The organism is Streptomyces sp. NPDC004629, from assembly GCF_042873595.1.
Classification (GTDB): domain Bacteria; phylum Actinomycetota; class Actinomycetes; order Streptomycetales; family Streptomycetaceae; genus Streptomyces.
On sequence record NZ_JBIALO010000011.1, the window covers coordinates 188,477 to 214,097 of the forward strand.

21 protein-coding genes are annotated in these 25,621 nt (G+C 68.8%); 12 read left to right on the forward strand and 9 right to left on the reverse strand.

Annotated features, from left to right (window positions below):
- The first annotated feature begins 21 nt into the window (after nucleotides 1–21).
- Complete coding sequence (locus tag ACFYTE_RS19080; protein WP_388711324.1) at nucleotides 22–1,668, forward strand: amidohydrolase; 1,647 nt, start codon at nucleotides 22–24, stop codon at nucleotides 1,666–1,668.
- A gap of 326 nt (nucleotides 1,669–1,994) precedes the next feature.
- Here the strand turns inward: ACFYTE_RS19080 and ACFYTE_RS19085 are convergent, their stop codons facing one another.
- On the reverse strand, nucleotides 1,995–3,086 hold the full coding sequence (locus tag ACFYTE_RS19085; RefSeq protein WP_388711327.1) for an ABC transporter ATP-binding protein: 1,092 nt from the start codon (nucleotides 3,084–3,086) through the stop codon (nucleotides 1,995–1,997).
- 112 nt (nucleotides 3,087–3,198) lie between these two features.
- The gene (locus ACFYTE_RS19090; RefSeq protein ID WP_388711329.1) at nucleotides 3,199–4,338 is read right to left on the reverse strand and encodes an NAD(P)/FAD-dependent oxidoreductase; all 1,140 of its coding nucleotides are present in this window, start codon (nucleotides 4,336–4,338) and stop codon (nucleotides 3,199–3,201) included.
- A 410-nt stretch (nucleotides 4,339–4,748) separates the two neighbouring features.
- Here ACFYTE_RS19090 and ACFYTE_RS19095 point away from each other — a divergent pair, with 410 nt between their 5' ends.
- From ACFYTE_RS19095 to ACFYTE_RS19135, 9 genes are all read left to right on the forward strand, one after another.
- A complete protein-coding gene (locus ACFYTE_RS19095; protein ID WP_388711332.1) occupies nucleotides 4,749–5,156 on the forward strand; it encodes an aminotransferase class I/II-fold pyridoxal phosphate-dependent enzyme in 408 nt (135 codons plus the stop codon).
- Entirely contained in the window at nucleotides 5,156–6,565 is a 1,410-nt protein-coding gene (locus ACFYTE_RS19100; RefSeq protein ID WP_388711335.1) for an extracellular solute-binding protein, read from the forward strand. The genes ACFYTE_RS19095 and ACFYTE_RS19100 overlap by 1 nt, the downstream gene beginning before the upstream one ends.
- Nucleotides 6,562–7,497, forward strand: coding sequence for a carbohydrate ABC transporter permease (locus tag ACFYTE_RS19105; RefSeq protein ID WP_388711338.1), 936 nt, complete (start codon nucleotides 6,562–6,564; stop codon nucleotides 7,495–7,497). The genes ACFYTE_RS19100 and ACFYTE_RS19105 overlap by 4 nt, the downstream gene beginning before the upstream one ends.
- On the forward strand, nucleotides 7,494–8,324 hold the full coding sequence (locus ACFYTE_RS19110) for a carbohydrate ABC transporter permease (protein WP_388711341.1): 831 nt from the start codon (nucleotides 7,494–7,496) through the stop codon (nucleotides 8,322–8,324). Before ACFYTE_RS19105 ends, ACFYTE_RS19110 begins: the two co-directional genes overlap by 4 nt.
- Nucleotides 8,325–8,512: 188 nt before the next feature.
- Nucleotides 8,513–10,096, forward strand: coding sequence for an ABC transporter substrate-binding protein (locus ACFYTE_RS19115; RefSeq protein ID WP_388711344.1), 1,584 nt, complete (start codon nucleotides 8,513–8,515; stop codon nucleotides 10,094–10,096).
- Nucleotides 10,093–11,037 carry an ABC transporter permease gene (locus ACFYTE_RS19120; protein WP_388711347.1) on the forward strand — a complete coding sequence of 315 codons (945 nt, stop codon included), beginning with the start codon at nucleotides 10,093–10,095 and terminating at the stop codon, nucleotides 11,035–11,037. The genes ACFYTE_RS19115 and ACFYTE_RS19120 overlap by 4 nt, the downstream gene beginning before the upstream one ends.
- Before the next feature lie 2 nt (nucleotides 11,038–11,039).
- Nucleotides 11,040–11,933, forward strand: a complete 894-nt coding sequence (locus ACFYTE_RS19125; RefSeq protein ID WP_388711350.1) for an ABC transporter permease — start codon at nucleotides 11,040–11,042, stop codon at nucleotides 11,931–11,933.
- A gap of 44 nt (nucleotides 11,934–11,977) precedes the next feature.
- Entirely contained in the window at nucleotides 11,978–12,781 is an 804-nt protein-coding gene (locus ACFYTE_RS19130) for a creatininase family protein (RefSeq protein ID WP_388711353.1), read from the forward strand.
- 39 nt (nucleotides 12,782–12,820) lie between these two features.
- Nucleotides 12,821–14,500, forward strand: a complete 1,680-nt coding sequence (locus ACFYTE_RS19135; RefSeq protein WP_388711356.1) for an ABC transporter ATP-binding protein — start codon at nucleotides 12,821–12,823, stop codon at nucleotides 14,498–14,500.
- Nucleotides 14,501–14,530: 30 nt separating this feature from the next.
- Here the strand turns inward: ACFYTE_RS19135 and ACFYTE_RS19140 are convergent, their stop codons facing one another.
- Nucleotides 14,531–15,211: a GntR family transcriptional regulator gene (locus ACFYTE_RS19140; protein WP_388711359.1), complete on the reverse strand. Its 681-nt coding sequence runs from the start codon at nucleotides 15,209–15,211 to the stop codon at nucleotides 14,531–14,533.
- Between the two features lie 56 nt (nucleotides 15,212–15,267).
- Between ACFYTE_RS19140 and ACFYTE_RS19145 the strand changes: the two genes are divergently transcribed.
- Entirely contained in the window at nucleotides 15,268–16,026 is a 759-nt protein-coding gene (locus ACFYTE_RS19145; RefSeq protein ID WP_388711362.1) for an HpcH/HpaI aldolase/citrate lyase family protein, read from the forward strand.
- 10 nt (nucleotides 16,027–16,036) lie between these two features.
- Nucleotides 16,037–16,831: a carbon-nitrogen hydrolase family protein gene (locus ACFYTE_RS19150; RefSeq protein WP_388711364.1), complete on the forward strand. Its 795-nt coding sequence runs from the start codon at nucleotides 16,037–16,039 to the stop codon at nucleotides 16,829–16,831.
- A 165-nt stretch (nucleotides 16,832–16,996) separates the two neighbouring features.
- Here ACFYTE_RS19150 and ACFYTE_RS19155 read toward each other — a convergent pair whose 3' ends face one another.
- From ACFYTE_RS19155 to ACFYTE_RS19180, 6 genes are all read right to left on the reverse strand, one after another.
- On the reverse strand, nucleotides 16,997–17,230 hold the full coding sequence (locus tag ACFYTE_RS19155) for a hypothetical protein (protein WP_388711367.1): 234 nt from the start codon (nucleotides 17,228–17,230) through the stop codon (nucleotides 16,997–16,999).
- 20 nt (nucleotides 17,231–17,250) lie between these two features.
- Complete coding sequence (locus ACFYTE_RS19160; protein ID WP_388711370.1) at nucleotides 17,251–19,956, reverse strand: family 78 glycoside hydrolase catalytic domain; 2,706 nt, start codon at nucleotides 19,954–19,956, stop codon at nucleotides 17,251–17,253.
- Nucleotides 19,957–20,182: 226 nt separating this feature from the next.
- On the reverse strand, nucleotides 20,183–21,958 hold the full coding sequence (locus ACFYTE_RS19165) for a hypothetical protein (RefSeq protein ID WP_388711373.1): 1,776 nt from the start codon (nucleotides 21,956–21,958) through the stop codon (nucleotides 20,183–20,185).
- A 191-nt stretch (nucleotides 21,959–22,149) separates the two neighbouring features.
- Nucleotides 22,150–23,178, reverse strand: a complete 1,029-nt coding sequence (locus ACFYTE_RS19170; RefSeq protein ID WP_388711376.1) for a LacI family DNA-binding transcriptional regulator — start codon at nucleotides 23,176–23,178, stop codon at nucleotides 22,150–22,152.
- 7 nt (nucleotides 23,179–23,185) lie between these two features.
- Nucleotides 23,186–24,238: a hydroxyacid dehydrogenase gene (locus tag ACFYTE_RS19175; RefSeq protein WP_388711379.1), complete on the reverse strand. Its 1,053-nt coding sequence runs from the start codon at nucleotides 24,236–24,238 to the stop codon at nucleotides 23,186–23,188.
- A 127-nt stretch (nucleotides 24,239–24,365) separates the two neighbouring features.
- Complete coding sequence (locus ACFYTE_RS19180; RefSeq protein ID WP_388711382.1) at nucleotides 24,366–25,499, reverse strand: glycoside hydrolase family 99-like domain-containing protein; 1,134 nt, start codon at nucleotides 25,497–25,499, stop codon at nucleotides 24,366–24,368.
- Between the last annotated feature and the right edge of the window lie 122 nt (nucleotides 25,500–25,621).

Below are 25,621 nucleotides of genomic sequence, written 5' to 3' on the forward strand. Positions count from 1 at the left end.
CCCACCGCAGAAAGGCCCCTCATGACACACGCCGACCTCGTCTTCACCAACGGCCCGGTCTGGACCGGCGATGCGGCCCGCAGTTGGGCCAGCGCCGTAGCGGTGCGGGGTGGGCGGATCACCGCCGTCGGCGACGACGAGGTACGCGGGCTCATCGGCCCGCGCACCGAACCGGTCGACCTGCACGGCCGTCTGCTGGTCCCCGGCTTCCAGGACGCCCACGTGCACCCGGTCTTCGCCGGCCTCACCATGCTCACCTGCGATCTGGCCCCCCACAACACCGCGCAGGAGTACGCCGCGGCGATCGCCCAGTACGCGGCGGCCAACCCGGACAAGCCCTGGATCACCGGTGGCGGCTGGTCGTTCACCGCGTTCCCGGGCGGGCTCCCCACCCGGCAACAGCTGGACACGGTCGTTCCGGATCGACCCGCCTACCTGACGGTTCGTGACGGGCACAGCGCCTGGGCCAACTCCCGGGCCCTGGAGATCGCCGGCATCACCCGGGCCACGCACGACCCGGTGGGCGGCCGGATCGAGCGGGACGCCGACGGCCATCCGACCGGTGTGCTGCACGAGCAGGCGATGGTCCTGGTCGGCGACCTCGCCCCGCACCCGACCGAGGACGACCTGATGCGCGGTCTGCTCGCCGCCCAGGCCCATCTGCATTCGCTCGGCATCACCGCCTGGCAGGACGCCATCGTGGGCGCCTACGGCGGCTGGCAGGATCAGCTCGACACCTACCTGGAGGCGGCCCGCACCGGTGTGCTCACCGCCCGGGTACGCGGCGCCCTGTGGTGGGATCGGGAACGCGGCCTGGAGCAGATCGACGACCTGCTCGCCCGGCACGCGAGGGGCACCGTGGGCCGTTTCACCGCAGGCAGCGTGAAGATCATGCAGGACGGGGTGCCGGAGAACTTCACCGCCGCCCTCTCCGAGCCCTACCTGGACGGCTGCGGCTGCGTCACGAGCAACCGGGGCCTGTCCATGGTCGACCCCGAGCTGCTGCGCGAGGCCGTCGTCCGACTGCACGCGGAGGGCTTCCAGGTGCACTTCCACGCCATCGGCGACCGTGCGGTCACCGAGGTGCTGGATGCCGTCGAGGCCGCTCGCACCGCCGGGGGTCGTCTCGACCTCCGCCACCACGCCGCGCATCTGCAGGTCGTTCACCCCCGCGACCTGCCGCGCTTTCGCACCCTGCGGGTCGCCGCCACCATGCAGCCGCTGTGGGCCGCGCACGAGCAGCAGATGGACGAGATGTGCATCCCCTACCTCGGCGAGCAACGCGCCGCCTGGCAGTACCCCTTCGGGGCCCTGCTGCGCGAGGGAGCGGTCCTGGCCGCGGGCAGCGACTGGATGGTCTCCTCACCGGACCCGATGCACGGCATCCATGTCGCCGTCAACCGCATCGCCCCCGACGCCGATCCCACCACCCCCGTGTTCCTCCCGCACCAGCGGCTCGACCTGGGCTCGGCGCTGGCCGCCTACACCGCGGGCTCGGCATACGTGAACCACCTCGATGACACCGGCAGCATCGCGGTCGGCAAACTCGCCGACCTCACCGTCCTCGACCGCAACCCGTTCGACGGCCCGGCCCGTGACATCGCGCACACCCGCGCCCTGCTCACCTACGTCGAAGGAGAACGCGTCCACGCCGCCGCCGACGCCTGAGTCGTTCGCGCGAGGTGCACCGCCACCGCACGTCGCGGTACGGGTCACCCGGAAGCCACGACGCCGAGGGCGGCACCCTCCGCGTGGGCACCCGCCGCGACCTCGCCCGGCTCGACCAGGACATTGCCCAGCCCGGCTGCCACGCCTGTGACGCCGGGTGGGATCTGTGGCCGGGTAACGCCCCATCGCGCCTCCCCGGGCGGCACCCGCGGTCGCCCGTGCGCGCCGTCGGCCTGCGGCGCCCATGGCTGTGACCGGCCGTCCGCGCATAAGGGTTCATGTCGAGCAAGCCGTCCATGAACCCCGCTCCGAAAGAACTCGGACGCTCAGCCGCTCAGCCGTACGCCCGTACCGGTGGCGAAGATGTGGGCCTCGCCGGGGTTGGGGATCACGTGGATGGTCTCTCCCTTCTTCGGGCTGCTCCTGCGGTGCACGCGCACGACGATGTCCCTCTCCTCGCCACTGATCGTGGCGGTGCCGTAGACGAAGCTGTCGGCGCCGATCTCCTCGACGATGCCGCCGGTGACGGCGATGCTGTCGCTGCTGCCGGCCGGAACGAGGTCGAAGTGCTCCGGGCGAATGCCGACCGTCACGGTCCTTTCGTCGCCGGCCCCGATCAGGGCCTCGCGGGAGATCTTGATGGCCGCGCCGCCGAGTTTCACACCGCCGTCGGTGCGGGGCACCTCGATGAGGTTCATGGCCGGGGAGCCGATGAACCCGGCGACGAACAGGTTGGCGGGCCGGTCGTACATGGTGCGCGGGGTGTCGATCTGTTGAAGGCGGCCGTCCTTGAGGACCGCGACTCGGTCGCCCATCGTCATGGCCTCGACCTGGTCGTGGGTGACGTAGACGGTGGTGATGCCGAGGCGGCGCTGCAGCCGGGTGATCTGGGTGCGGGTGGAGACGCGGAGCTTGGCGTCCAGGTTGGACAGCGGTTCGTCCATGAGGAAGACCTGCGGCTCACGCACGATGGCGCGGCCCATCGCGACACGCTGGCGCTGACCGCCGGAGAGCGCCCCCGGCTTGCGGTCCAGGTACTCCGTGAGGTCGAGGATCCTCGCCGCGTCCTGGACCTTCCTGCGGATCTCCGCCTTCGGCACACCGGCGATCTTGAGTGCGAAGCCCATGTTGTCGGCGACCGTCATGTGCGGGTAGAGCGCGTAGTTCTGGAACACCATGGCGATGTCCCGGTCCTTCGGCGGCAGGTGCGTGACATCGCGGTCACCGATGCGGATCGCGCCGCCGTCGACGTCTTCGAGGCCGGCGAGCATCCGCAGGGAGGTGGACTTGCCGCAGCCGGACGGGCCGACCAGGACGAGGAATTCGCCGTCCGCCATCTCGATGTCGAGCTGGTCGACGGCGGGTCTCGCCGAGCCGGGGTAGACGCGCGAGGCCTTGTCGAACGTGACGGTAGCCATGGTGGTGTGAGTCCCTTCACCGGCAGGAACGTGCCGGACGATCCGAGGAGAGGGGTGGGTCTTTCGGTGGTCGTTCCGCCCATGGGTTTGACCCTGGGTCTGGGTAAAAGGGTCAGCTCGCGAATCGAGTGAGGCCGAACGGGCGCAGTGACTCATGCCGCTCCCCCGTGATCACCTCTTCGGAGACGACCTCGGCGAGGTGAGCTGCAAGTGTCACACCGCTGTGGGTGGCGATGGCGTAGACCGATGACTTCTCCGTGATCCAACCGGAGATCGTCACACCGTCGTTCGGCAGGACACGCGTGCCGAGCGTCACCGTCTCGGTCGTGGCATTCCTCAGCGCCGGGTAGAGCATCCGGGCCCGGTCCAGCAGCAGACCGGGTACCGTCCAGATCCGCGGGTCGTCCGGCTTCCACAGCGCCCCTGTCGGGGAGTCGGTGAACGTCACACCGCCGTTGCGCGCGGGCCTGAGGGAGATTCCGGGCGCGTGGACGACGTGCCCGATGCCTGTCTCGACAGGGCCTGTTGTGGCGATGAGGCCAACGGCGGACGGTCCAACTCCTGTTCCCTCATCACCTGTTGATGGACGGGTCGGGAAATCGACGTCCATGGTCCGGAGAATGGGCCGGTTTCCGTTGCCGGCCGCCAAGACGGTCACGTCGGCCGCGTAGTGACGGGTGGTCCCGTCAGCCGAGGTCACCGTGACCTGACCCGTCGGCCTGAGTTCGGTGACTCGCTGGTACGGGAGAAACACCGCACCCGACGCACAGGCCTTCTGCAGGAGGCCGGCGCACATGGCGATCGTGTCGATCCACCCTTCCTTCGGGTACAGCGCGCCTCCCTTCAGGCCGGCGGAGTCGATCGAGGGCTCCAACTCCTCGATCTCGGCTCGCGTCAGCACAGTGGCGTCGTAGCCGGTCGAGGTGAGTCGGCCGACCTTCTCCTCCAGTGCGTCCATTTCCGCGTCGGTCGCTGCGACGTGCAGGTTTCCGGTCTGGTGGAACCAGTCCGCGGCACCCAGGGCGCGTGCCGTACGGGCCCGCTCGTGAGCGCGCAGTCCGAGGACATTGAGACGCTGGTACTCAGCGGGAGCCTTGTCGTTGGCATTGACCCAAGCGAAGGTCGCGGAGCTTGTTCCTGACGACAGCTCGGCGGCGTCGATGACGGTGACGGCTGCTCCGCGCAGCGTGAGCTGGTATGCGAGGCTGCAACCGATCACGCCGGCCCCGACTATCAGCACTGTCGGCTTCACCCATGGTCCTTTCTGACGCGAGGAACTTCCTCGTTCGCTCGGTCGGTGCGTTGTGGAGAATGCGGGCGCACTGCGATGCCGACGGATTCGCCGCTGACCAGCGATGGCTCACCGGGAACCACGTGACCTCATTTCGCCGTGCAAGCGCGGATCGGCTGTCGGTGCGGTCGCGAGGCTAACACTGGATGGATAATCCATCCAAGTGTCCATAGAAGCCTGGATAGTTCATCTTACGGTCGTCCAGGCTTGGTCGGCGCGTCATCCCGGCCGCTGAGCCTGGCACGGCCGGCACGATGCGGCAGCGGGTGAACGGACCCGAGGTGGAGGCCCACGCGGGACGGCACCACCGATCCCTCATCACCTCCCATCGGTTGCGATGCCCGCCGACTCCGGAAACGAGGAACACATCTGTGGTCACGCTGTCGCCGACCGCCGCACTGCGCCAACGCGCCGCGAAGGTGCGCCGTGAGGGGTCCGAAGTCTTCAACTTCTCGGTGGGTGAACTCGACCTGGCAACCCCCTCCCACATCGTCGCCGCGGCCGCCGACGCGGCGGCCAGGCCAAAGAACCACCACTACGGGCCGACCGCCGGCGATGAACGCCTGCGCCAGGCGATCGCGGACCGGCTCACCCTTCGGGCCGCGGCACCCGTCGACGGCTCGCATGTGCTCGTGACCAACGGCGCCAAGCAGTCCCTGTTCAACACGTTCAAGGCCCTGCTCGAACGCGGACTGCTGGCCATGGCCGAGGTCCTCAACAGTTGCCCGCGGCAACACCCGCTCCCCGAACGTGACACCAGATCCGAAGGACATCTCTGATGACGTTGAGACCATCCGCCATCACCCGTCGCCAACTCCTGCGACGCGGCGGCGCGCTGGGCACGGGACTGGCCGGCGCCTCGTTCCTCGCCGCCTGCTCGGCCACACCGGGCGGCAACGCCCCGTCCCAGCCGAAGGCGGGCAGCATCACCACCGACCCGGCCCGGCTCGGCGCGGTGACCCTGACCCAATGGGATCGCTTCACCAAGGAGGCGTTCCCCACCCGCTACGCGGCCCTCGAACAGCTTCGCTCGGAGTTCCAGCGGAAGTATCCCAACATCAAGATCACTCGCGTCGCCAAGACGACGTCCGAACTGGCCAACATCAAGCTCAGCCTCGCCGGTTCCGGCGGCGGCCCCGACGTGTTCGCCCTCAACAACACCGGCTACGCGGCGGCCCCGCTGGTCAAGGCCGGCCTCCTGCTCAACCTCGATCCCTACTACACCGCCTACGGCTGGAGAAAGCGCATCCCCGCCTCGCTGGACGCCGAGGGCCGTTACACGGCCACCGGGCACTGGGGCGACCCGGACGGACACCTGTACGGCAGTGGTCTGTTCCTGTCCTACCAACTGCTCCAGTACAACAAGGCCGACGTCAGCAAGCTCGGCGGACTGCCGAAGACCTTCGCCGACCTGGAGCCTTATCTCGCCAAGGCCAAGCAGCGGGGCTACACACCGTTCATGATCGGACTCGGCGCGCCGCAGAACGGCTCGCACAGCGGCATCTACCTGGCCGCCCTGCTGATCATGGAGAAGTGGGGAGCCGGCAATCTGCGCCGCTGGGTCTACGGCCAGTCCGGCGTCAGCATGGACAACCCGGACGTGATCGAGGCGCTCACGACCTTCCAGAAGTGGGGCCGGCAGGGCTACTTCCCCGCCAACCCCGCCGGCCTCGACCCGTCCAGCGACGTGGTCGGCTCCTTCGCCAAGGGCACAGGTGTCTTCCACTACAACGGCATGTGGCTCAACCCCAAGATCGTCCCGACGATGGGTGACAACTTCGGACAGGCGCTTCCCCCGGGCACCCGCGCCGGCGCGCCCGGTCCCACCATCGCCACCAGTGCGCAACTGCTCGCCTCGGCCAAGACCAAGCATCCCGACGCCGTAGGCGCCTGGCTCGACTTCCTGATCAGCCCCCGGGCCGCCACGATCTTCCTTTCCCACGGCGTCCTGCCCTCGACGTTCGTCGACTCGGCCGACGCCCCCGACGAGGCCACGAAGCAGTCAGCGCAACTGGCCCAGAAGGCCTTCACCTCCGGAAACACCGCCAGCAACCTCCAGGGGGCGTGGCCCACCGGAGCCGCGGACCAGGATGCCGAACTGACGCTCCTCCTGGCCGGAAAGAAGACACCGCAGCAGGTCGCCCAGGCCTTCGACTCCTACCGCGAAAAGTTCCTCAGCCAGCTATGAGCCTCTCCACCAGGCGCCCGCGCCCGATGACCGCCGAGGCCGCCCCGGCGGCGGCCCGGCGGGCCCGGGTCATGCGCCGTCTGACACCGTATCTGTTCGTCGCCCCGGCGCTGCTGGTGCTGCTCGTCTTCTCCCTCGGACCCTTCGTCCACGGCATCTGGCTGTCGTTCTACCGGTGGGACGGCATCAGCCCGGGGACCTGGGTCGGCGTGGACAACTACCGCACTCTGTGGCACGACGCCACGGTCCGCCGCTCGTTCCTCAACGCTGGGATGCTGCTGTGCTTCTCGGCGCTGGTGCCCCTGGGCGTCGCGCTGCTCGTCGCCGGGGGACTGCGCCGGGTGCGCCTTCGTGGGTTGACCGCCTATCGGACACTGCTCTTCCTGCCCTTCGTCCTGCCCGGCGTCGTGACCGCCATCATCTGGCACTGGCTGCTGGGCGATCCGGGACCGGTCAACCGGCTGTTGAGCGCCGTCGGCCTGGGCGGCCTCACCCGCCCCTGGCTGGCCGACTTCACCTTCGCGCTGCCGACCCTGGGCCTCGTGGCGGCGTGGAGTGTCATCGGCGTGCCGGTCGCGCTGTTCATCGCCGGCGCGCAGAAGATCCCGGCCAGCCTCTACGACGCGGCGCGCGTCGACGGCGCGGGAGCCTGGCGCGAGTTGCGGGCGGTGACGCTGCCGGGGCTGCGCAATGAGATCGTCGCCGCCACCGTGCTGCTGGTCACCTGGGTCCTGAAAATGTTCGAGCTGATCTTCCTGCTCACCGCCGGCGGCCCGGGAACCGGCACCACCACCATGCCCGGGTTCGAGCTGTACCGAATCGCCTTCGAGAACGAGGCCGTGGGACTCGGCGCCGCACTGGCGACCGTGCTCACGGTGATCATCTTCGTGATCACCGCGCTGATCACCCGACTGGAAGACCGACAACCATGAGCCAAGGCCGCGAACGCCTGATCGGCCACGCGATCATGCTTGTCCTGGCTGCGTGCGCCACCCTGCCGACGCTCGCCCTGCTGCTGCTCGCGTTCACCCCGAGCGACGCGGGCGGCACTGGGATCACCGTCCCCCGCAAGCTCACGCTGGACAACTTCGGCGCCGCCTGGCACGCCGGAACCGGCATGGCGGGTTACCTCGCGATCAGCGCCTTCATCACCGCGATCGTCGTCGCCGCCACGGTCGTCCTCTCCACGCTGGCCGGATACGCCTTGGGCACCATGCGATTTCCCGGCTCGCGGATCATCTCGACGACGTTCCTGCTCGGAGTGATCATGCCGGTGGAGGGCACGATCATCCCGATCTTCTACGACCTGCGCAGCGTCCGTCTCGACGGCACGGTCTGGGCGGTGATCCTCTCCCAGACAGCCCTCATGGTCGGGTTCGGCACATTCTGGATGCGTGCCGCGTTCCGGTCCATGCCCAGCGCGCTCATCGACGCCGCACGCATGGACGGCGCCAGTCACCTACGCGTGCTGCGTACGGTGCTGCTGCCGCTGGCCCGGCCGTCGCTGCTGGCTCTGGTGGCCCTGGTGATCACATGGACGTGGAACGAGTTCCTGCTCGCCCTCGTCCTGCTCGCCTCCACCACGGCCGACCTGCGCACGGCTCCGCTGGCCCTCGGCCTGTTCCAGTCGCAGGAGAGCGTCGACGTCAACGGACTGGCCGCTGCCGCCGTCGTGGTCGCGATCGTGCCCATCGCCGCCTTCCTGGCCCTGCAACGGCACTTCGTCCAGGGGCTGACCGCGGGAGCGACCGTTGAGTGACACCCACTCGGCCCACCCTTGAACGCCACGGGCCGGCACCGTGCACCGAAGCGTGCCTGACGCGGGCACATGTGCAGCACAACCCGTTGACCCCCACGTGGACCCCATGTATACATGCGCCATACGCGACGAATTCTCTTCGGAACGGCCCCTCTTCGGGCCCGGCGGGCGGAGATGTCATGGGAGTGATGAACAGGCGGAGCTTCCTCGCAGGAGGCGCCGCCGCGTTGGGGACCGCCACCTTGGCAGCCTGCGGGAATCCGGCGACTCTGCCCGAATCCATGGAGGCCGTCCGGCCGGAGGCCGGCGGTCCGAGCCGCGGCGGAGTGCTCCACTTCGGGCTCTCCACCGACCCGGCCAACCTGGATCCGCATGTTTCCACCGGGTCCGCCTCCGACTATCTGCGGCAGCTCGTCTACAACGGCCTGGTCCAGTACGACGGCGCCGGGGAGATCGTCTCCGACCTCGCGACCGAGTTCGGCTGGGCCGACCGGCACACGTACAAGGTCAGGCTGCGGCCGAAAGTCGCCTTCCACGACGGATCCACGATGACCGCCGAGGATGTGGTCTTCTCCTTCCGCCGGATGATGGACAAGGAGACCACGGCCACTTCCGGTCAGCTGCTCGACGCGGTCGAATCCGTCGAGGCGGTCGACGCCACCACGGTCGTGTTCCGTCTGACGCGGCCCGACGTGACCTTCCCTTTCGCCCTGGCGGCACCGACGTCCACCATCGTCTCGAAGCGGTGGATCGAGTCCGGGGCCACCACCAAGACCCAGATGATGGGCACCGGCCCGTTCCGGTTCGTGGAGCGCATCCCGGGTGTCAGCACCACCTTCGTCCGCTTCGAGCACTACTTCGAGCCAGAACTGCCGTATCTCAACGGGATCGTCTTCCAGCCCATGGGCGACGACTACGCCCGGGTGACCGCGCTGCGCACGGCCACCGTGGACATGATCGACTACGTCCCGGCCACCCACGTCGGCGTCATCACCCGCAACCCCCGATTGCGGTTCGCCTCCGACCGGACCTTCGGCTTCGGCTTCGTCGGGTTCGTGACCGGCAAGCCGCCCTTCGACGACGTACGGGTCCGCAAGGCGATAGCCCTCTCGATCAACCGGCCGTCGGTCCTCGACACCGCGCTGCTGGGACACGGACAACCCATGGACGGGGCGCTCATGCCCGGCTCCTTCGCCCGCTACGCACGGCAACTCGACGGCTCGATGCCGTACGACCCGGAGCAGGCGAGGTTCCTGCTCAAACAGGCGGGGCACGAGGGGCTCACCCTGCCGGTCGTCACCACCAGCTCGTACTCGGTGATCGCGCGGCCGGCGCAGGCCATGCTGCCCGGGCTGCGCGCGGCCGGTGTGCAGGTGGAACTCACCCAGCAGGAGTGGCTGACCTTCCGGGCCAGCGTGGCCGCCAAGACGTTCCCGGTCCACTCGTGGGGGACGGCACCCAAGTTCGGCGATCCCGCTGCCCTCGCCGACTTCATCGGCGGCACCGGCGCCTTCGCGATGAACCTCGGCTTCCAGGACGACCGGATCGACGAACTCCTCGCCCAGGGACGGCAGACGGACGACCCCGGGCTGCGGGACGAGATCTACCTGGAGGTGGAGCGGCGGGCGCTGGAACTGGTCCCGATGACCTACACCGTCCGCCGTGAGCAGGGCGAGGCCCACTACCACTACGTCAGGGGCTACCAGCACCCGCCGAAAGGCGCGTGGACCGGCGTGGCCCTCCGTCGGACCTGGATGGAGAAGGCAGCGTGAGGCGTTTCCTCTTCAGACGGTTCGCCCAGGCGGCCGTGCAACTGTTCGTCGTCGGCAGCATCGTCTTCTTCCTGGTCCGGCTCATACCCGGCGATCCCGCCAGGGCCGCCCTCGGCGACTTGGCCACGGAGGAGCAGATCGCCCAGACGCGGCGGGCGATGCACCTCGACGAGCCCTTCCTGAAGCAGTACCTCGGGTTCTGGGGGCGACTCCTCCACGGCGACCTGGGCACCTCCCTGATCAGCGGTCGGGAGGTGATGCAGGATCTGCCGTCCCGGATCGGCAACTCCCTGGAACTGGTGCTCATCGCCCTGGCCGTCTCGCTGGTGCTCGGTATCGCCCTTGGCCGACTGGCCGCCACCCGTGCCGACCGGCCGACGGACCATGCGCTGGTCGCAGGGTCGATCTTCGGGATCTCCCTCCCCGTCTTCGTCGTCGGCACTCTGCTGCTGCTCGTGTTCGCGTTCTTCCTTCCGATCCTGCCGCCGCGCCGGTTCACCTCGCCGCTGGAGGACCCCGTCACCCATCTGCAGACGCTGGTCCTGCCGGTGATCACGCTGGCCGCGGCGTCCTGCGCCGTGATCACCAGAATGACCAGGGCGGCCATGCTCGAAACACTCACCGCCGACTACGTCCGCACCGCACGCTCCAAGGGGCTGGCCGAACGGCGTGTGATCAACCGCCACGCCCTGCGCACCGCCATGCTGCCCGTGGTCTCCGCGACCACGGTCGAACTGACCACGCTCATCGGCAGCACGGTCCTGGTGGAGACCATCTTCGGCTGGCCCGGCATGAGTTCGCTGCTGATGGCCGCCGTGGGACAGCGCGACTACCCGGTCATACAGGCCGTGGTGCTGGCCGTCGCGACCATCGTCATCCTGGTCAACCTGGTCGGAGACCTGGTGGTCCGGGCCCTCGACCCCCGGGCGGAGGACAACTGACCATGACCAGTGTTCCGCACCCCCTGGTGCAGGCCCCACCGGATGCGCCAACCAGCGGCGGTATCGGCCGGAAGTCGTTTCTCAGAAGGCTGTCGGCGAACCGCAGGACCTCCGTGGCGGGCGCCTTCCTGCTGCTGGTCGCCCTCCTCGCGGTCTTCGCGCCGCTGATCGCCCCGCACGACTACCGCGACATCGTCGGCAAGCCGCTCTCCTTTGGCGGGGTCCTGGGGATCGACGACTTCGGCCGCGATGTCCTCTCCCGGCTGCTCATCGGTCTGCGTACCTCCCTGGGGGTGGCCCTGTCGGCCGTCCTGGTGGCCGGAGTGCTGGGCGTGGCGCTGGGTCTGGTGGCCGGATACGCCGGCCGCCGGGTCTCGGTCGTCATCATGCGCAGCATCGACATCCTGCTCAGCTTCCCGCCGATCGTGCTGGCGATCGCGGTGGTGGCGGTGCTCGGCCCGGCACTGGTCAACGTGGTCCTGGTGATCGGCGTGCTCTACATCCCCCGGTTCACCAGGATCGTCTACAGCCAGGTGCTCGCGATCAGGCACGTGGAGTATGTCGAGGCCTCACAGATCATGGGCACGCGACCGACCGGCATCATCCTGCGGACCATCCTGCCGAATGTGGCCGCCCCCGTGATCGTGCAGCTCAGCCTCTCGGTGAGCTTCGCCATCCAGATGGAGGCCGGTCTCAGCTTCCTCGGTCTCGGGGCGCAGCCGCCGCTGCCGTCCCTGGGCACGATGGTCGGATCCGGGCGTGACTTCCTTGAGGTCCAGCCCACCCTGCTGGTCTACCCCTCCGTATTGATCATCCTCGTCGTCCTCGCGCTCAACGTCTTCGGCGACGGCATGCGCGACCTGCTCGACCCACGCCGTCACGGCAGTAGCTCCTGAGCCCTGCGGCTCCCCCGACGACCATCCCCACCGAAAGGAAACACATGACCGCGGCCCTTCCCGCCACCCACCGGCTCGGCGAGTTCTCCTGGACCCAGGTGAAGTTGCTGGCCGAACAGGACCCGATCATCCTGCTGCCCATAGGCGCGGTCGAGCAGCACGGACCGCACCTGCCGATCCACGAGGACTCCATCGTCGCCGAGTGGGTGGCGGACCGGCTGGCGAAGGAGAACGGGTGCTATGTCGCACCGGCGCTCCACTACGGCCACTCCGGCACCTTCCGCGGTTACCCCGGTAACCTGTCGCTGAGCCAGGCGACGCTGCGCGCAGTCACCTACGAGCTCATCGAGGCGCTGGTCCAGTCCGGCTTCCGACGCATCGTCATCATCGACAACAACGGCGGCAACGTCGGGCCGGTCACCGGTGCGGGTCTTGACGCGCGGCGCGACTTCGGAGTCCTGATCGGGCATCTCTACCCGTGGCAGCTGGGCTACGCGCTCATGCGGGACATGTACGAGGACCCCAGGACGGCGTACGGCCACGGGGCGGAGCCCGAGCACTCCGCGATGCTCGCGCTCTTCCCCGACCAGGTGCAGAGCACCCTCGCCGTCGCCGGCGGCCTGGAATCCGCCGACGGCTGGACGCCGACCAGCTACAACGAGGCGGCGATCCCCGGATACGACGTCCCCGGCACCGTCCTGTGGGACTTCTCCGAGGTCAGTCCGACCGGCTGCACCGGCGATGTGAGCCTGGGCAGCGCGAAGACCGGCGAGATCTGGATCGAGCGGGTGATCGGGTTCTGCTCCGCCTACTTGCGGGAGTACGACCGGAACACCTCGGCCAAGTAACCGTCTGCCCCGTCCTGCGTGACCGTCCGAGGAGACGCCATGACAACCGGTACGACCTCTTGCGACCCGATCCTCTCGGTAGAGGGGCTTTCGGTGGACTTCCGGATCGCCGGTGCCTGGACACCGGCCGTCCGGCACGTCAGCTTCTCCGTGGCCAGGGGCGAGGTGGTCGCGCTGGTCGGGGAGTCGGGTTCCGGCAAGTCCGTCAGCTCGATGTCCGTGCTCGGTCTGCTGGGGCCGGGCTCCCGGCGCCGCGGCAGCATCCGGTTCGACGGCACCCAGCTGCTCGATCTCGATGACGAGGCCCTGCGCGCCATCCGGGGCAAGCGGATCGCGATGATCTTCCAGGAGCCGATGACGGCGCTCAACCCGGTCTACACCATCGGCGAGCAGATCATCGAGGCGATCCAGTGCCACGAGCCCGTGCCGACCGCCGAGGCCCGGACGCGGACGCTGGAGTTGCTGACAACGGTCGGCATCCCCGAGCCGGAACGCCGCATCGACGCCTACCCGCACCAGCTCTCCGGCGGCCAGCGCCAGCGCGCAATGATCGCCATGGCCGTCTCCGGCTCGCCGGAGGTCATCATCGCCGACGAGCCCACCACGGCACTCGACGTCACGGTGCAGGCGGAGATCCTCGAACTCCTCCGCCGCCTGCAGAAGGACCTCAATTCGGCGGTCGTCATCATCACCCATGACATGGGAGTCGTCGCCGACCTCGCCGACCGGGTGGTGGTCATGCGGCGGGGCGAGGTCGTCGAAGAGGCCCCGGTCGCCCGGCTGTTCTCCCGTCCACAGCACGAGTACACGCGCCGGCTGCTCGCCGCGGTGCCGCGGCGGCAGACCGGCCGGTGGACGGGACCCACCCCCATCGCCACCGCCACCACCGGCACCGGTGGGACGACGACGCTCCGGGTCACCGGCCTGGAGGTCGAATATCCCGGACGGCTGGGCCGCAAGGGCTTCAAAGCCGTGCACGGCGTGAGCCTCGCCATCGACAAGGGCCAAGTCCTCGGCCTGGTGGGCGAGTCGGGCTCGGGCAAATCCACCATCGGCCGGGCGATCGTCGGCCTGGCGCGGGCCTCGGCCGGGTCGGTGGAGATCTGCGGTACCGAGGTGACGCGGCTCAAGGGCCGGACGCTGCGGGCCTTTCGCAGAACGTACTCGATGGTCTTCCAGGACCCTGGCTCCTCGCTGAACCCCCGGCTGTCGATCGGGGACTCCATCGCCGCCCCGATGATCGCCAACCGCTTCGCGGACCGCCCCGCCATCCGCAGGCGGGTGCAGGACCTCCTCGACCAGGTCGAGCTGCCCACCGGCTGGGCCGAGAGGTTCCCGCACGAGCTGTCCGGCGGCCAGCGGCAGCGGGTCGGCATCGCCCGAGCGCTGGCTCTTGAGCCGGAGCTGCTGATCGCCGACGAGCCGACGTCCGCCCTCGACGTCTCCGTCCAGGCCACCGTGCTACGGCTGTTCCAGGAACTACAGGACAGGCTCGGCTTCTCCTGCCTGTTCATCAGCCACGACCTGGGCGTGGTCGAGCTGCTGGCCCACGAGGTCGCCGTACTGCAGCACGGGCGGCTGGTCGAGCAGGGCCCCGCCCGCGAGGTGCTGAAGCGCCCGCAGACCGACTACACGCGGAGGCTGGTGGCGGCCGCGCCGGTGCCCGACCCCGCGGAACAGGCGGAGCGCCGCAGACTCTGGCAGGCGATGACGAGATGACGCGCCGTCGCCCACCGGAGCGGGCCCCGGTCAGTGCAGATGCGAGACCACTCTCTCGTCCGGTTGCAGATGGCGGCGCAGTGTGCGCTCGGCGGCGTCGAAGTCGTGCACGGTCAGCGCCTCCAGCAGCGCCCGGTGCTCCGGACCGATGACCGACAGCCGCTTGGGGCGGACCGACACGGCTCGCACCCCGATCCTCTGATGCCTCGGTTGGAGGCTCGTGAAGAGGTCGATCAGGACGCTGTTTCCGGTCGCCTTCACAAATGAATAGTGGAAGAAGAAGTCCATCTTCGCTTGTTCGGCGATGGCGTCGCGATCCCCGGCCCGGCACCGTGCCAAACGGTCCGGATCCTCCATCTGATCCAGATATGCGGAAAGTTCGGCCGGAATCTCGATGTGTTTCTCACAGAGAATCCTGAAGCCGTGGATCTCAAGAACCTGCCGCATCTCGTAGGTCTCGACCAGCTCTTCGGCCGTCACTCTCCGCACCTGGGCACCGCGCCGGGGAAGCAGGTCGATGAATCTCTCCGCCGCCAATCGGTGCAGCGCCTCACGCACCGGGGTCCGCGACACCCCCGCCTCGTCGGAGACCACCTTCTCCTCCAGGAACGACCCCTCGGGGAACCGTCCGCCGAGGATCGCCTCCTTCGCCCACTGGTAGGCCCGCTCACCGGCCGTCACAGGCCGGTTTTCGTCGAATGACCAGTTCATCTCGCCCCTTTGTCATGTATACCCAGGGTATACCAGAGTTCTGAGGAGTCCCCGCAGTGCCTGAGCAAGACCGCAGATTCGCCGCCTGGCTGTCCGGCCCGAGTTTCGCCGCAGCCGAGATCGTCGCCCAGCTCGGGTATGGCGCGGTGGTGTTGGACATCGAGCACGGCTCCTTCGATCTCGCCGATCTCGAACGCTTCATTCCGTACCTCCGGCAGCTGAACCTCGATGTGCTGGCGAAGGTGCTGGGACCGGAACGGGGACCGATCCAGCAAGCTCTCGACTTCGGCGCCACCGCGGTCGTCATCCCCCATGTCGAGAACTCCGCGCATGCCGCCGCTGTCTGCGCCTTCGCCAAGTTCCCACCGCTGGGCGACCGGAGCTTCGCCGGCGGCCGCACCGCACGGTACGGCGGCTTCGACGACGACTGGATCGCACGGCAGGACCGCGAGACCCGGGTGTACCCGATGATCGAGGACGCCGGCGCCATCGAGGAGATCAATGACATCCTGGCGCTCCCCACGGTCGACGGTGTCTTCGTCGGCCCCAGCGACCTGTCCATGCGCCGTGACCGGGGCGCCTACACCCGATCCGCGGACGACTTCGCCGACCTGCGGACGGTGGCGGACGCGGCCCGCGCCTCCGGCAAGCCATGGGTGCTGCCGGCCTGGTCCACGACGGAAAGGGAGTTCGCGCTGGCGCACGGGGCCGACCAGTTGGTCCTCACCATGGAGCACGGCGCCCTCATGGCCGGCTTCGGGACGGCCCTCGTCGAGACCACCGCACTCACCACTGCCTTCGACCAGCACCGCTAGGAGACAGACCGTGCTCACCACCGTCGGCCAGTTCAACGCCACCCCCGACAAGGCCGCCAACATCGAGGCCGCCGCAACCCTGATCGGGCGGGCGGCCGCCCAGGGATCGCAGCTCGTCGTGCTGCCCGAGAACGCCATGTACTCCCATCCCGATCCCCAGGCGGACATCGTCCCGCACACCGAGCGGATCGACGGCCCGTTCGCCACCGCGATCGGCACGCTGGCCGAGCGGCACGGCATCGCCGTCGTGGCGGGCATGACCGAGTCACCGGCCGCCGAGGGCGAGCGGCCCAGCAACACCGTCATCGCGGTGGACCGGACGGGCGGTCCGCTCGGGGTGTACCGCAAGGTCCACCTGTACGACGCCTTCGGGTACCGCGAGTCGGACCGCGTCCAGGCCCATGCGCCCGCGCCGCTGCTCTTCACCCTGGAGGGGGTCACCTTCGGCGTCATGACCTGCTACGACCTCCGGTTCCCGGAGATGGCCCGTTTCCTCGTCGACGCGGGTGCCACGGCCCTCGTCGTCCCCGCCGCCTGGGTGGCCGGCCCGGCCAAGGAGGACCACTGGACCACGCTGGTCCGTGCCCGGGCGATCGAGAACACCGCGTACGTCCTGGCCTGTGGTCAGACCGGCCCCGTCTGCACGGGCCAGAGCCTCATCGTGGACCCGATGGGCCATGTGGCGGCTTCGGCGGGCGAGGCACCCGGGGTGGCGTCCGCCGTCCTCGACGCGGCTCGGGTCGAGGACGTCCGAACCAAGAACCCCAGCCTGGCGAACCGGAAGTTCCGGGTCGCCTTCGGCTGAGCAACCCTGGGCGCCGCACCGTCTCGGCGGCATCGATGCCCGCATTCCGCGGACCGCTTTCGTCGCGGCCCACTCGGGTGGACGCCCCGCACAGCGTGCGGGGCGCCCCAGCGCACGTGGCGGCTGTCGCGCCCGTTCAGCGGGCCGCCCTGCTCGGGAGCCGGCTCAAGCCAGCCGGGCGAGCGCGTCGCCGGCTGACTTGAGTTCTTCGGCGTCCAGTCGCACCCGCACACCGGGGAGCCGATCCTGCGCTACGCCGAACCGCTCGACCCTGCCGCGTTCCTCAGCCCGCTGTTCCTGGAGGTCGAGGGGCTGCCCGACGACCTGACCCCGGAGGCGTTCTTCGCCGACATCGAAAGACGCCTGTACGACCCCGAGGTCACCTACCACCAGGAACATCACGCTCCGCCGGGCGCCGCTCACTCACACCGAGCGTCGAGTACCAACCGGTGACGCCCCGGCCCTAGTGTCATCGCTTTTCGGCCGTGAGCACCGTACACGCGGGGAAAGGGCTCAGCACCGCCGCTGACGGGCTCTCGGGTGCCGGGCGGCAGGACGAACACACCCGAGGCCCCACTCGGAATCTCGATGTCCGCAATGAACGACGCGCTGTCTGCAACGATTTCCCAGCGGATCGCGGCTGCGCCGTAGCGGGTCTTCATCTCCGCCCGGGCCCAGGTCAGTCCCCCGCCCGGGACAGGAGCGAACACGATCCTGCGGTAGCCCGGGGCCTCAGCGTCGGGTGCCAGCCCTGCGACCACGCGGAACAGCCAAGCCGCGACGGCTCCATAGGCATAGTGGTTGAGGGACATCATGGACGCGCCGTTGCCCAGGTCACCGGCGTGGATGGTGCCCGACTCGTCTATGGCATCCCATCGCTCCCATATGGTCGTCGCTCCATGGCGTACCTGGTGCAGCCATCCCGGGCATCGATCGTTCAACAGCAACTGGTACGCCTGCTCATGCTGCCCCGCAGCCGTCAGCGCCGGCAGCACGAGGGGGGTGCCCAGGAAGCCGGTGGAGATACGTCCCTCGGCGGTCCGTACCAGGTCCGCCAGCCGTTCTCCGATCTCTCTGCGATCGTCCTCTGGCGCGATGCCGAACTCCAAGGCGATGGCACAACCCGTCTGTGTGCCGAGGGCGTCGTCGGCGTATCGTGCCCACGCCGCCCTGGCCGCCGCGTCGCCCATCGCCGCGTAGCGCTCCGCATCCTGGTCGCGGCCGCGGATCCGTGCCATCCGGGCGAGGAGGCGAGCGCCGTGAGCGAAGTAGGACGTCGCCACGAAGGCGGTCGGCGTGGTTGCCTCGTGGGGACGTTCAGGCGGAGCACCTGGATCGAGCCAGTCACCGAAGTGAAACCCGCTCGACCATATGCCGTCGCTGTCCAACTGCCGTTGGCTCCAGTCCACCCATCTCCGCATGGAGTCGTAATGCCGCGCCAGCACATCCATGTCGCCGTACGCCTCGTACAGCGCCCAGGGCACGATCACGGCGGCATCCGCCCACCCGGTGCTGCCGTACTCCAAGTCGCCGGCGTCCACCAAGTGCAGCACGTCGGGAACGACGTTGGGGACACAACCGTCGTTACGCTGCTCGGCCGCCAGATCCCGCAGCCAGTTACGCAGGAACGAGCGACTGTCGAAAATGTGGCAAGCCGTCGAGGCGAAGACCTGTATGTCCCCGGTCCAGCCCAGACGCTCGTCGCGTTGCGGGCAGTCGGTAGGCAGGGACAGGAAGTTGCCCCGCTGGGACCACAGGACATTGTCGAAGAGTTTGTTGATGGACTCATCGGAGCAGGAGAAGGCGCCCGTGCAGGTGAGGTCGGACGCCACGACGACAACCTCCACTTCGTGGATCGTCACGCCCGGATCGAAGGCGATGTCGGCGTAGCGGAAGCCATGGAAGGTGAAAGCGGGGCTGAGGACGGTGGCGCGCTCATCGGCCAGGACGTATGTGTCAGTGGAAGTGGCGCCCCGCAGGGCGACGGTGTGGAGTTCGCCGTTCACGTCCACGACCTCGGCGTGCCGTACCACCACGGTGGCGCCGCGACCTCCCGCGGCGGTGATGCGCAGGTATCCCGTGAGGTTCTGGCCCGTGTCGACCCGTATCCGATGCCGACGAGCAAAGAGGACAGCCGGCCGGGTCTCGATCACACGGATGGCGGGCATGGCCCGCTGCTCAAGCCCTGCGGGCAGGCCCAGCGTGACAACCGACTCCCATGTGCCGTCGTCGAAGCCGGGCAGCTCCCAGCCTTCTTGGCGTTGCCGCAGATCGATGGAGCTTCCTTCGTACAGGCCCGCCGAGGTGATCTCGCCCGTGGAAGCCCGCCAGGCGTGGTCTGTGGACACGACAAGCCGTTCCCCGTTGTCCAGCTCGACTTCGAGTTGGGCGATCAGCGCGGAGGCATCTCCGTAGACGTTGCGGTGCGGCTGCCACGTGAGCGTGCCCCGATACCAACCGTCCCCCACCGTTGCGCTGATCACATTGGCGCCGGGTTGGAGCAGCGACGTGACGTCATAGGTGGAGAAGAGCAACCGGTGTCCGTAGCTGGTCCAGCCCGGCTCCAGCAGGTCCTCGCCCACGGCCACCCCGTTGAGGCGTGTGTCATGCACTCCGAGCGCGGTCACATACAGGCGGGCGGATCGCCAGTTCATGGGAATCCTGAACTCACGGCGGAACAGCTGAGCGGGCCCTGCTGTGCCGCGGCCGATGTCGGCACCCAGTGCGACAGGGCGAGCCGACCAGTCCCTCTGATCCAGCAGCGCCGCCTCTACACGAGCGGGGCTGCTCCATGGTGTCCATCCGCGATCGGTTCGGACACGCACACGCCACCAGCGGACCTCCCTGCTGCGTAGCGGAGGTCCCGGCATCTCGATGTCGTGACTCCGGTCGCTCCGCACCACGCCACTGCTGCATACGCCCGCACGGAAGCTGTCATCGGCGGTCCACTCGACTTCGTAGCTTCGCTGCGCAAACAACGGATCTTCCGCGTGCAACCGCCAGGCCAGCAAGGGTCTGCAGGCTCCCGTTGCAATCAGCCCGGAATCATCGGCAGTGTGCAGTTCGACAACCTGCACGGTCGTGTCCTCGTCTTCATAAGCTGCACGCTCGGCTGGGAGGGTCATGAAAAACGTGTCTCCGCTCTGCGGTAGATGGCGACGCCGTGTCCTCAGACCGGGCAAACGAACGCCAAGGCCAGGGCAGTCACCCTTCACACACGGTGGGCCGGTCAACATGGTCCAGCTTGTACGGCCGGCCGGATCGCCTGCTGCTCTGCCGCATCGAGCATGTGATTCCCGCCGACCGGCCACTTCGCCCACCGGCTGTCGAGAGGCCAAGCAGAACCCATGATCAGGCGGTCGCGGTGATCCGGTAGCGGACCGTGTCCGCCGGGCCGGGCAGGTCGAGCCGTGCAAGACCGTACAGGCCGCGGCGGCCTTCCCAGCCGGCCGGGACCACGGCGAGGCCGGCGATGCCGCCGTTCACCCGGATCTCTACGGTCTCGTCGGCCAGGCGCAGGCGTACGCCGTCGGGCAGACGCTCGACGGCGGTGTGGTCTGGTGCGCCGGTGTCGAGCGGGTACGGGATCAACAGGGTCGGGTGCGCGTCCGCACCGGGTGCCGACTCCTCGACCTCGATGCCGTTGCGGCCGTCCGTCAGCAGGTGGACGGACATGCGGTGTCGGCGGGCGGGCAGGCTGCCGGTGGCGGGGATCGTGCTGTCCAGGACGAGCACCCCGTGCGGCTCGGCGACCGTCGGGACACACGGGGTGTGGCGGCGCGCGGACAGCACCTCCAGGGGCTGTCGGCCCGGTCCCGGGCGCAGCGCCAGGCCGATGGCCGCCCGGCCGTCGCCGACGGTGGCCCGGGCCACGCCGAAGCCGAGGCTGCGGCCGGGGCCGAAGACGAGATCGGCGATGCCGAAGGCGTCGTACGACTCGGCCGGGTCGCCGTCCAGGTGGACGCTGACAGCGCCGCGGTGGGCGACCGCCCGGAAGATCGGCGCCCCTTCGATGCGCACCGTGTCCCGGGCGTCGAACGCCGGGGCCGGCTCCTCAGGCCACTCGGCACCGCCGTAGCCGTCCATCAGGGCGTCGGCGAGAAAGGCGAGCGCGAGTGAGGAGTAGTGGGCGTCGGCGGTGTAGAACTCGTAGCCGACGCGCAGTGCGGGCGGCAGCAGGTTGTCGACCGGGCTGAACGGCCCATCGGGGCGCTGGCGTTGGCCCAGGAACCGGACGGCCCGGACGGCGGCGGTGCGGGCGGCATGTGCCAGGTCCTGGTTGCCGCCGTCGCCCGCGAACCAGCCCGCGGCCAGGGTGAAGAAGGCCGCTTGCTGGCCGACGGTCCAGCTCTGCCCGGTGCTGCGGTGCGCGGAGGCCATCGAGCCGTCGGAGAGTTGCATGTCGAGCGAGCGGAGCAGTCCGGTCTCCAGCAGCCGGACAAGGGCGGGCCGCTGCGCGCCGTCGTAGCCGTCGGCGAGGATTCCCGCTAGGTGGAGGCGGGTGAACAGGTCGTAGGAGTTGGGGAGTCCGGGTTCGGCGTAGAAGCCGAGGTCGAGGTCGATGAGTTCCTCGAAGAACACCGCGATCAGCCGGTCGATGTCCTCGCGGGTGTGCCCGGACAGGCCCTCGCGGTAGCGGATCCATTCGCCGCGCAGCCACACCGCGGCCCAGTTGCACGGCGGGCGGAACTTGAACGACTTCTCCAGGTCGACGGCTGAGACCTGGTCCCGGAGCGCACGGACCGTGTCGGCGTCCGCGCCGATACGAGGCAGTATGCGGAGGGTCTTCAGGATCGGCGGCCAGGTGAAGTCACGGTGGTTGACGCGGTCGGTGACACTACCGGTGATGCGGTCGAACCCGGATGCGAAGTTGGCAAGTTCGGGGTTGCCGGTGTGTGCGAGCGCGACGGTGATGCCGCGGACGGCTCGGTCGAGGCGGTCCGGCCGCTCTTCCGGCGGGCCGAGCAGCGCGAGGACGGCGTTGCCGTAGGCGTGATAGGCAGTGCCGTACTGGGTGGGTTCGCCGAAGCAGGGGTCGTGCAGCTCGCCGGACTCCTGGAGGTGGTCGCGGAAGCTGTCCACGCCGGTCGTGAGGATGTCCAGGGCGGTGTCGCGTTGAGTTGCCACGTGTTCCAGTGCTCCAATCCGGGCTGTCAGACATCCCATGGTGTCGGTTGTTCAGTTGTGGCGAGGTTCGCGTGGTCGTCACACGAACGAGAATCGTGGCCGCGCCACAGATACTGACCCTAACGAGGAGAAGCGGGCCGACAGGCGGCGCGGATTGGCCGATGGTAGGAGGATGTTGATCCGCGATCCGGTCACCTGCCGACCGCCGTGCTCGCACGCTGCGACGACCCTCGGACCACCAGCTCGGGCCGCATGACCAGGTGTTCGTGTTCATGGGCCAGGGGCGCAGCGGTTTTCCGCAGCAGCATACGGACGGCTTGTCGGCCCATCTCCGCCATCGGCCGCTGCACCGTCGTCAGCGGAACGACGGCTGACGCTCCGTGCACCCCGTCGTCGAATCCGACCACGGCCATGTCATCGGGCACCCTGAGGCCGGCCTCGTACAGAGCCTGCAACACACCCGACGCGAGGGCGACATCGGCGCAGAGGACCGCGGTCGGCCGACGGGGGCCGGCCAGCAATCCGTCCGCCGCCTGCCTGCCGGCCTCGCAGGTAAGGGCATCGGCCCGCACCGTCAGCGAGCCCGCACCTGTGGCTCCGGTCGCGCAATACGCCTGCGTCACGGCCTGCAGGCGGTGCTGTGAACGGCGCGACGCGGGGCCGTCGACATAGGCGATGGTCCGGTGCCCTTGTGCGAGGAGGTGCCGAACTGCGTCGGACGCTCCGGCGGCGTCGTCCGTCTCCAGGGAACACGCGGCATCCCGCGGATGGTGGTCGTCGACGATCACCGAGGGAAGGCCGCGTTCGTGCAGTGCCTTCGCTGCGTGATCGATTCGATCGCCCGCCATCAGCACGACGCCGTGAATCCGCTGAGCGGCCAGGAAGTTCACGTAGCGTGCTGGCTGCGCGTGCTCCTGACGGCCCGAGTGAATCAGCACGCCGAGGCCGAGGCCGGTTGCTTCCTGCTCGACTCCGCGGGTCAGTTCGACGCCTGACGGGGCGGCCGTCTCCGGCAGCATGACGGCGATGACAGGGGCGGACAGCCCGTGCAACTGCCGCGCTCCTTCGGTGCGTACGAATTCCAGCGCGTCGATCGCGTCCTGTACGCGCATCCGGGTGGCAGCGGCCACGATGCCCGGGCGGTTCAGGACGTTGGAAACGGTGGCGATGGACACCCCGGCCTCCCGTGCGACATCCCGGATGGTCACCCTGCGCTGCATGGCGTTCTCATGCCTGAACGGTCAGGCCCTGCAGGGTGATCGGGCTGATCGGCGGCAGGCCGGAGCAGTAGCACTCAAGTTCGGTCAGCGCCGCCTGGGCCATCTTGCGGGTCTCCGGGCCCTGGGAACCCGCGATGTGCGGAGTGATGAGAACATTGGGAAGGTCGTAGAGCGGTGAGTGCGCAGGCAGCGGCTCAGGGTCGGTGACGTCGAGAATGGCATCCAACCGCCCAGAGACGCAGGCGCGTTCCAGTGCCGCGGTGTCGACCAGCATGCCCCGGGCGGTGTTGATCAGCGTGGCATGGGGTGGGAGGGCGGCCAGTTCGGCTTCGCCGATCATGTGCCGGGTCTCGGGCAGGGCCGGCGCGTGCAGGGACAGTATCTCCGCGTGCGGCAACGCCTCGGCCAGTTCGGCGGGTTGGGCACCTGCCGCGATCACCTCGGCCGGATCCGCATAGGGATCGACCACCAGGATCGGCCCGTCGTACAGCGCGCGCAGCTGGGCGACCACCCTGCGTCCGATGCGCGAGAAACCCACGATCACCACCGTGCGATCGTGACCGCTCAGCACGCCCCAGCGATCGCGGTAGGAGTGGTCGTCACGGAACCGGCGCGCGTCCTGGGCCAGGAACGGCACCTTCTTGAATGCCCAGAGCACCGCGGCGACCGTGTAGAGCGCCACCGGCGCGGCGTTCACCCCGGCCGCATGGGTGACCAGGATCCCGCGTTCGAACACCGGCGCCCGGACGATGCCTCGCACGCTGCCCGCGGCGTGGAAGACGGCGCGCAGTCGGGGCGCCGCCTGAAGCACGCCCTCGTCGAGTGGCGGGCATCCCCAGGAGGTGACCAGCACTTCCACCTCGCCCAGACGGGCCCGGGCCTCGGGTGAACTCAGCTCGTCCACCATGATCGGGACGTCCAGGGCGGCCAGCCCACGGAGTCGCGCCAACTCGCCCTCGCCGAACTGGGTTCGCAGGGTTTCGGGCGCCATGGCCAACAGGGCCTTCGGACGAGGAGAGGGCGAGTTGGGGACGTTGTCGTGCTGATGAGCGCGGTTCATCACTGTCTCCGTCGATCAGGGTTGACGGGGCTCCGGGTGCGGCAGCACGCGGCCGGGCAGCGGCGCGCTGAAGCGACCTGCGGCTCGGGTCGGCGGGGCGCAAGAGCCGGGCCGCAGGGGATGTGCATCAGCGGCGGGTGCCGAACACCCGGCGGATCTGCTCCAGATGACCGTACTCATGGACGGTGTCGGGCTCCAGATACGTGCCTTCGGTCCACTCGTTCCAAGCGTTGACGGTCACCAACGGAGTCCCGGTCTTCTCGACATACGACCGCGCCCTTTCAAGTGCTCGTCCGAACTGTTCCGGAGTGCAGTCCGAGATGATGTTGGTGTGGGGATAGCCGAGGGCGGGGTTGTACCGGTCTGACTGCACGGTACGCGGTGACGGGTCCCACCCGACCGTCACATTGGCGTAGTACGGCTGGTCGAACCTGGCCGCGAGCGCCTCCCATCCCTTCTCGGCCTGCTCCAGGACATCGGAGTACGGGGTGAGCAAGGTCGGCAGCGGATGGTGATGTACCCAGACGTACGACGTCACACTGTCGAAACCAAGACGATTCAGCAGGGCGGCTTCGTCGAGCGTCATGCCGTCCTGCGGCAGGACCGGCTGGTCGCGTGCGACGGCATTGAGGTGGATGCCGCCGTGCCCTGCCCTCTCGGCGCGCGAACGCAGATCGTCCAGCGCGGCTTTCGTGGCGTCGACACCACCGAGCCCGTCGAGGAGAGTGGGGAGGTCGTAGATGGACAGGTAGGGGCGGTCGTCGAGGCGCAGGTACGCCGGGTGGTTGACGTACCGCTCCAGAAGGTAGTCCGTGGCGGCCCGGAACTGGGCCGCGTCGACGCTTCCCGACTCCAACTGGGTGGCGCTCGTCCCGGACTTCCACGGGTGGATGTTGGTCCAGTGATGGTTCGCCCACATGACGGCGAACTTCATGTCGCGGGTGGCCGCGGCAGGCATGAACGCCTTCTCCAGCGGACGCTCCAGGTAGGGGCGTCCGCCGTACCAGTACCAATCGAAGATGAAGGCGTCGACCCCGTACCGGGTAGCCATCTCGACCTTGTCGGCCATGACGGCCGGATCAGCCTCGTCCTCGTAGCCCCGCAGGGGGACACGGGGCTGTACATGCCCCTCGAAGCGCGCAGTGGCCTTCTTCGACACCTCCCACTCCGTCCAGCCCTCGCCGTGCCACTGCTCGTTCCTCGGGTCCACGTGGTAGTTCGGGAAGTAGTAGGCCGCAATCATCACCTCACGCCCGCTCATGCGCAGCACCCCCACGCGTACGAGAGCGACCGGAAGCTCGTCTCTGGATACCGTTGCTCGATCATGACGGCGACTGTATTGAAGAGTCGGACTCAAGCTGTGCGGTCGGGATTGAGGGAAAA

Coding starts and splice junctions, on each gene's coding strand:
- ACFYTE_RS19080 (WP_388711324.1), top strand. CDS start 22: ATGACACACGCCGACCTCGTCTTCACCAACGGCCCGGTCTGGACCGGC.
- ACFYTE_RS19085 (WP_388711327.1), bottom strand. CDS start 3,086: ATGGCTACCGTCACGTTCGACAAGGCCTCGCGCGTCTACCCCGGCTCG.
- ACFYTE_RS19100 (WP_388711335.1), top strand. CDS start 5,156: ATGACGTTGAGACCATCCGCCATCACCCGTCGCCAACTCCTGCGACGC.
- ACFYTE_RS19105 (WP_388711338.1), top strand. CDS start 6,562: ATGAGCCTCTCCACCAGGCGCCCGCGCCCGATGACCGCCGAGGCCGCC.
- ACFYTE_RS19110 (WP_388711341.1), top strand. CDS start 7,494: ATGAGCCAAGGCCGCGAACGCCTGATCGGCCACGCGATCATGCTTGTC.
- ACFYTE_RS19115 (WP_388711344.1), top strand. CDS start 8,513: ATGAACAGGCGGAGCTTCCTCGCAGGAGGCGCCGCCGCGTTGGGGACC.
- ACFYTE_RS19125 (WP_388711350.1), top strand. CDS start 11,040: ATGACCAGTGTTCCGCACCCCCTGGTGCAGGCCCCACCGGATGCGCCA.
- ACFYTE_RS19130 (WP_388711353.1), top strand. CDS start 11,978: ATGACCGCGGCCCTTCCCGCCACCCACCGGCTCGGCGAGTTCTCCTGG.
- ACFYTE_RS19135 (WP_388711356.1), top strand. CDS start 12,821: ATGACAACCGGTACGACCTCTTGCGACCCGATCCTCTCGGTAGAGGGG.
- ACFYTE_RS19140 (WP_388711359.1), bottom strand. CDS start 15,211: ATGAACTGGTCATTCGACGAAAACCGGCCTGTGACGGCCGGTGAGCGG.
- ACFYTE_RS19155 (WP_388711367.1), bottom strand. CDS start 17,230: ATGTTCCTGGTGGTAGGTGACCTCGGGGTCGTACAGGCGTCTTTCGAT.
- ACFYTE_RS19160 (WP_388711370.1), bottom strand. CDS start 19,956: ATGACCCTCCCAGCCGAGCGTGCAGCTTATGAAGACGAGGACACGACC.
- ACFYTE_RS19170 (WP_388711376.1), bottom strand. CDS start 23,178: ATGCAGCGCAGGGTGACCATCCGGGATGTCGCACGGGAGGCCGGGGTG.
- ACFYTE_RS19175 (WP_388711379.1), bottom strand. CDS start 24,238: ATGAACCGCGCTCATCAGCACGACAACGTCCCCAACTCGCCCTCTCCT.
- ACFYTE_RS19180 (WP_388711382.1), bottom strand. CDS start 25,499: ATGAGCGGGCGTGAGGTGATGATTGCGGCCTACTACTTCCCGAACTAC.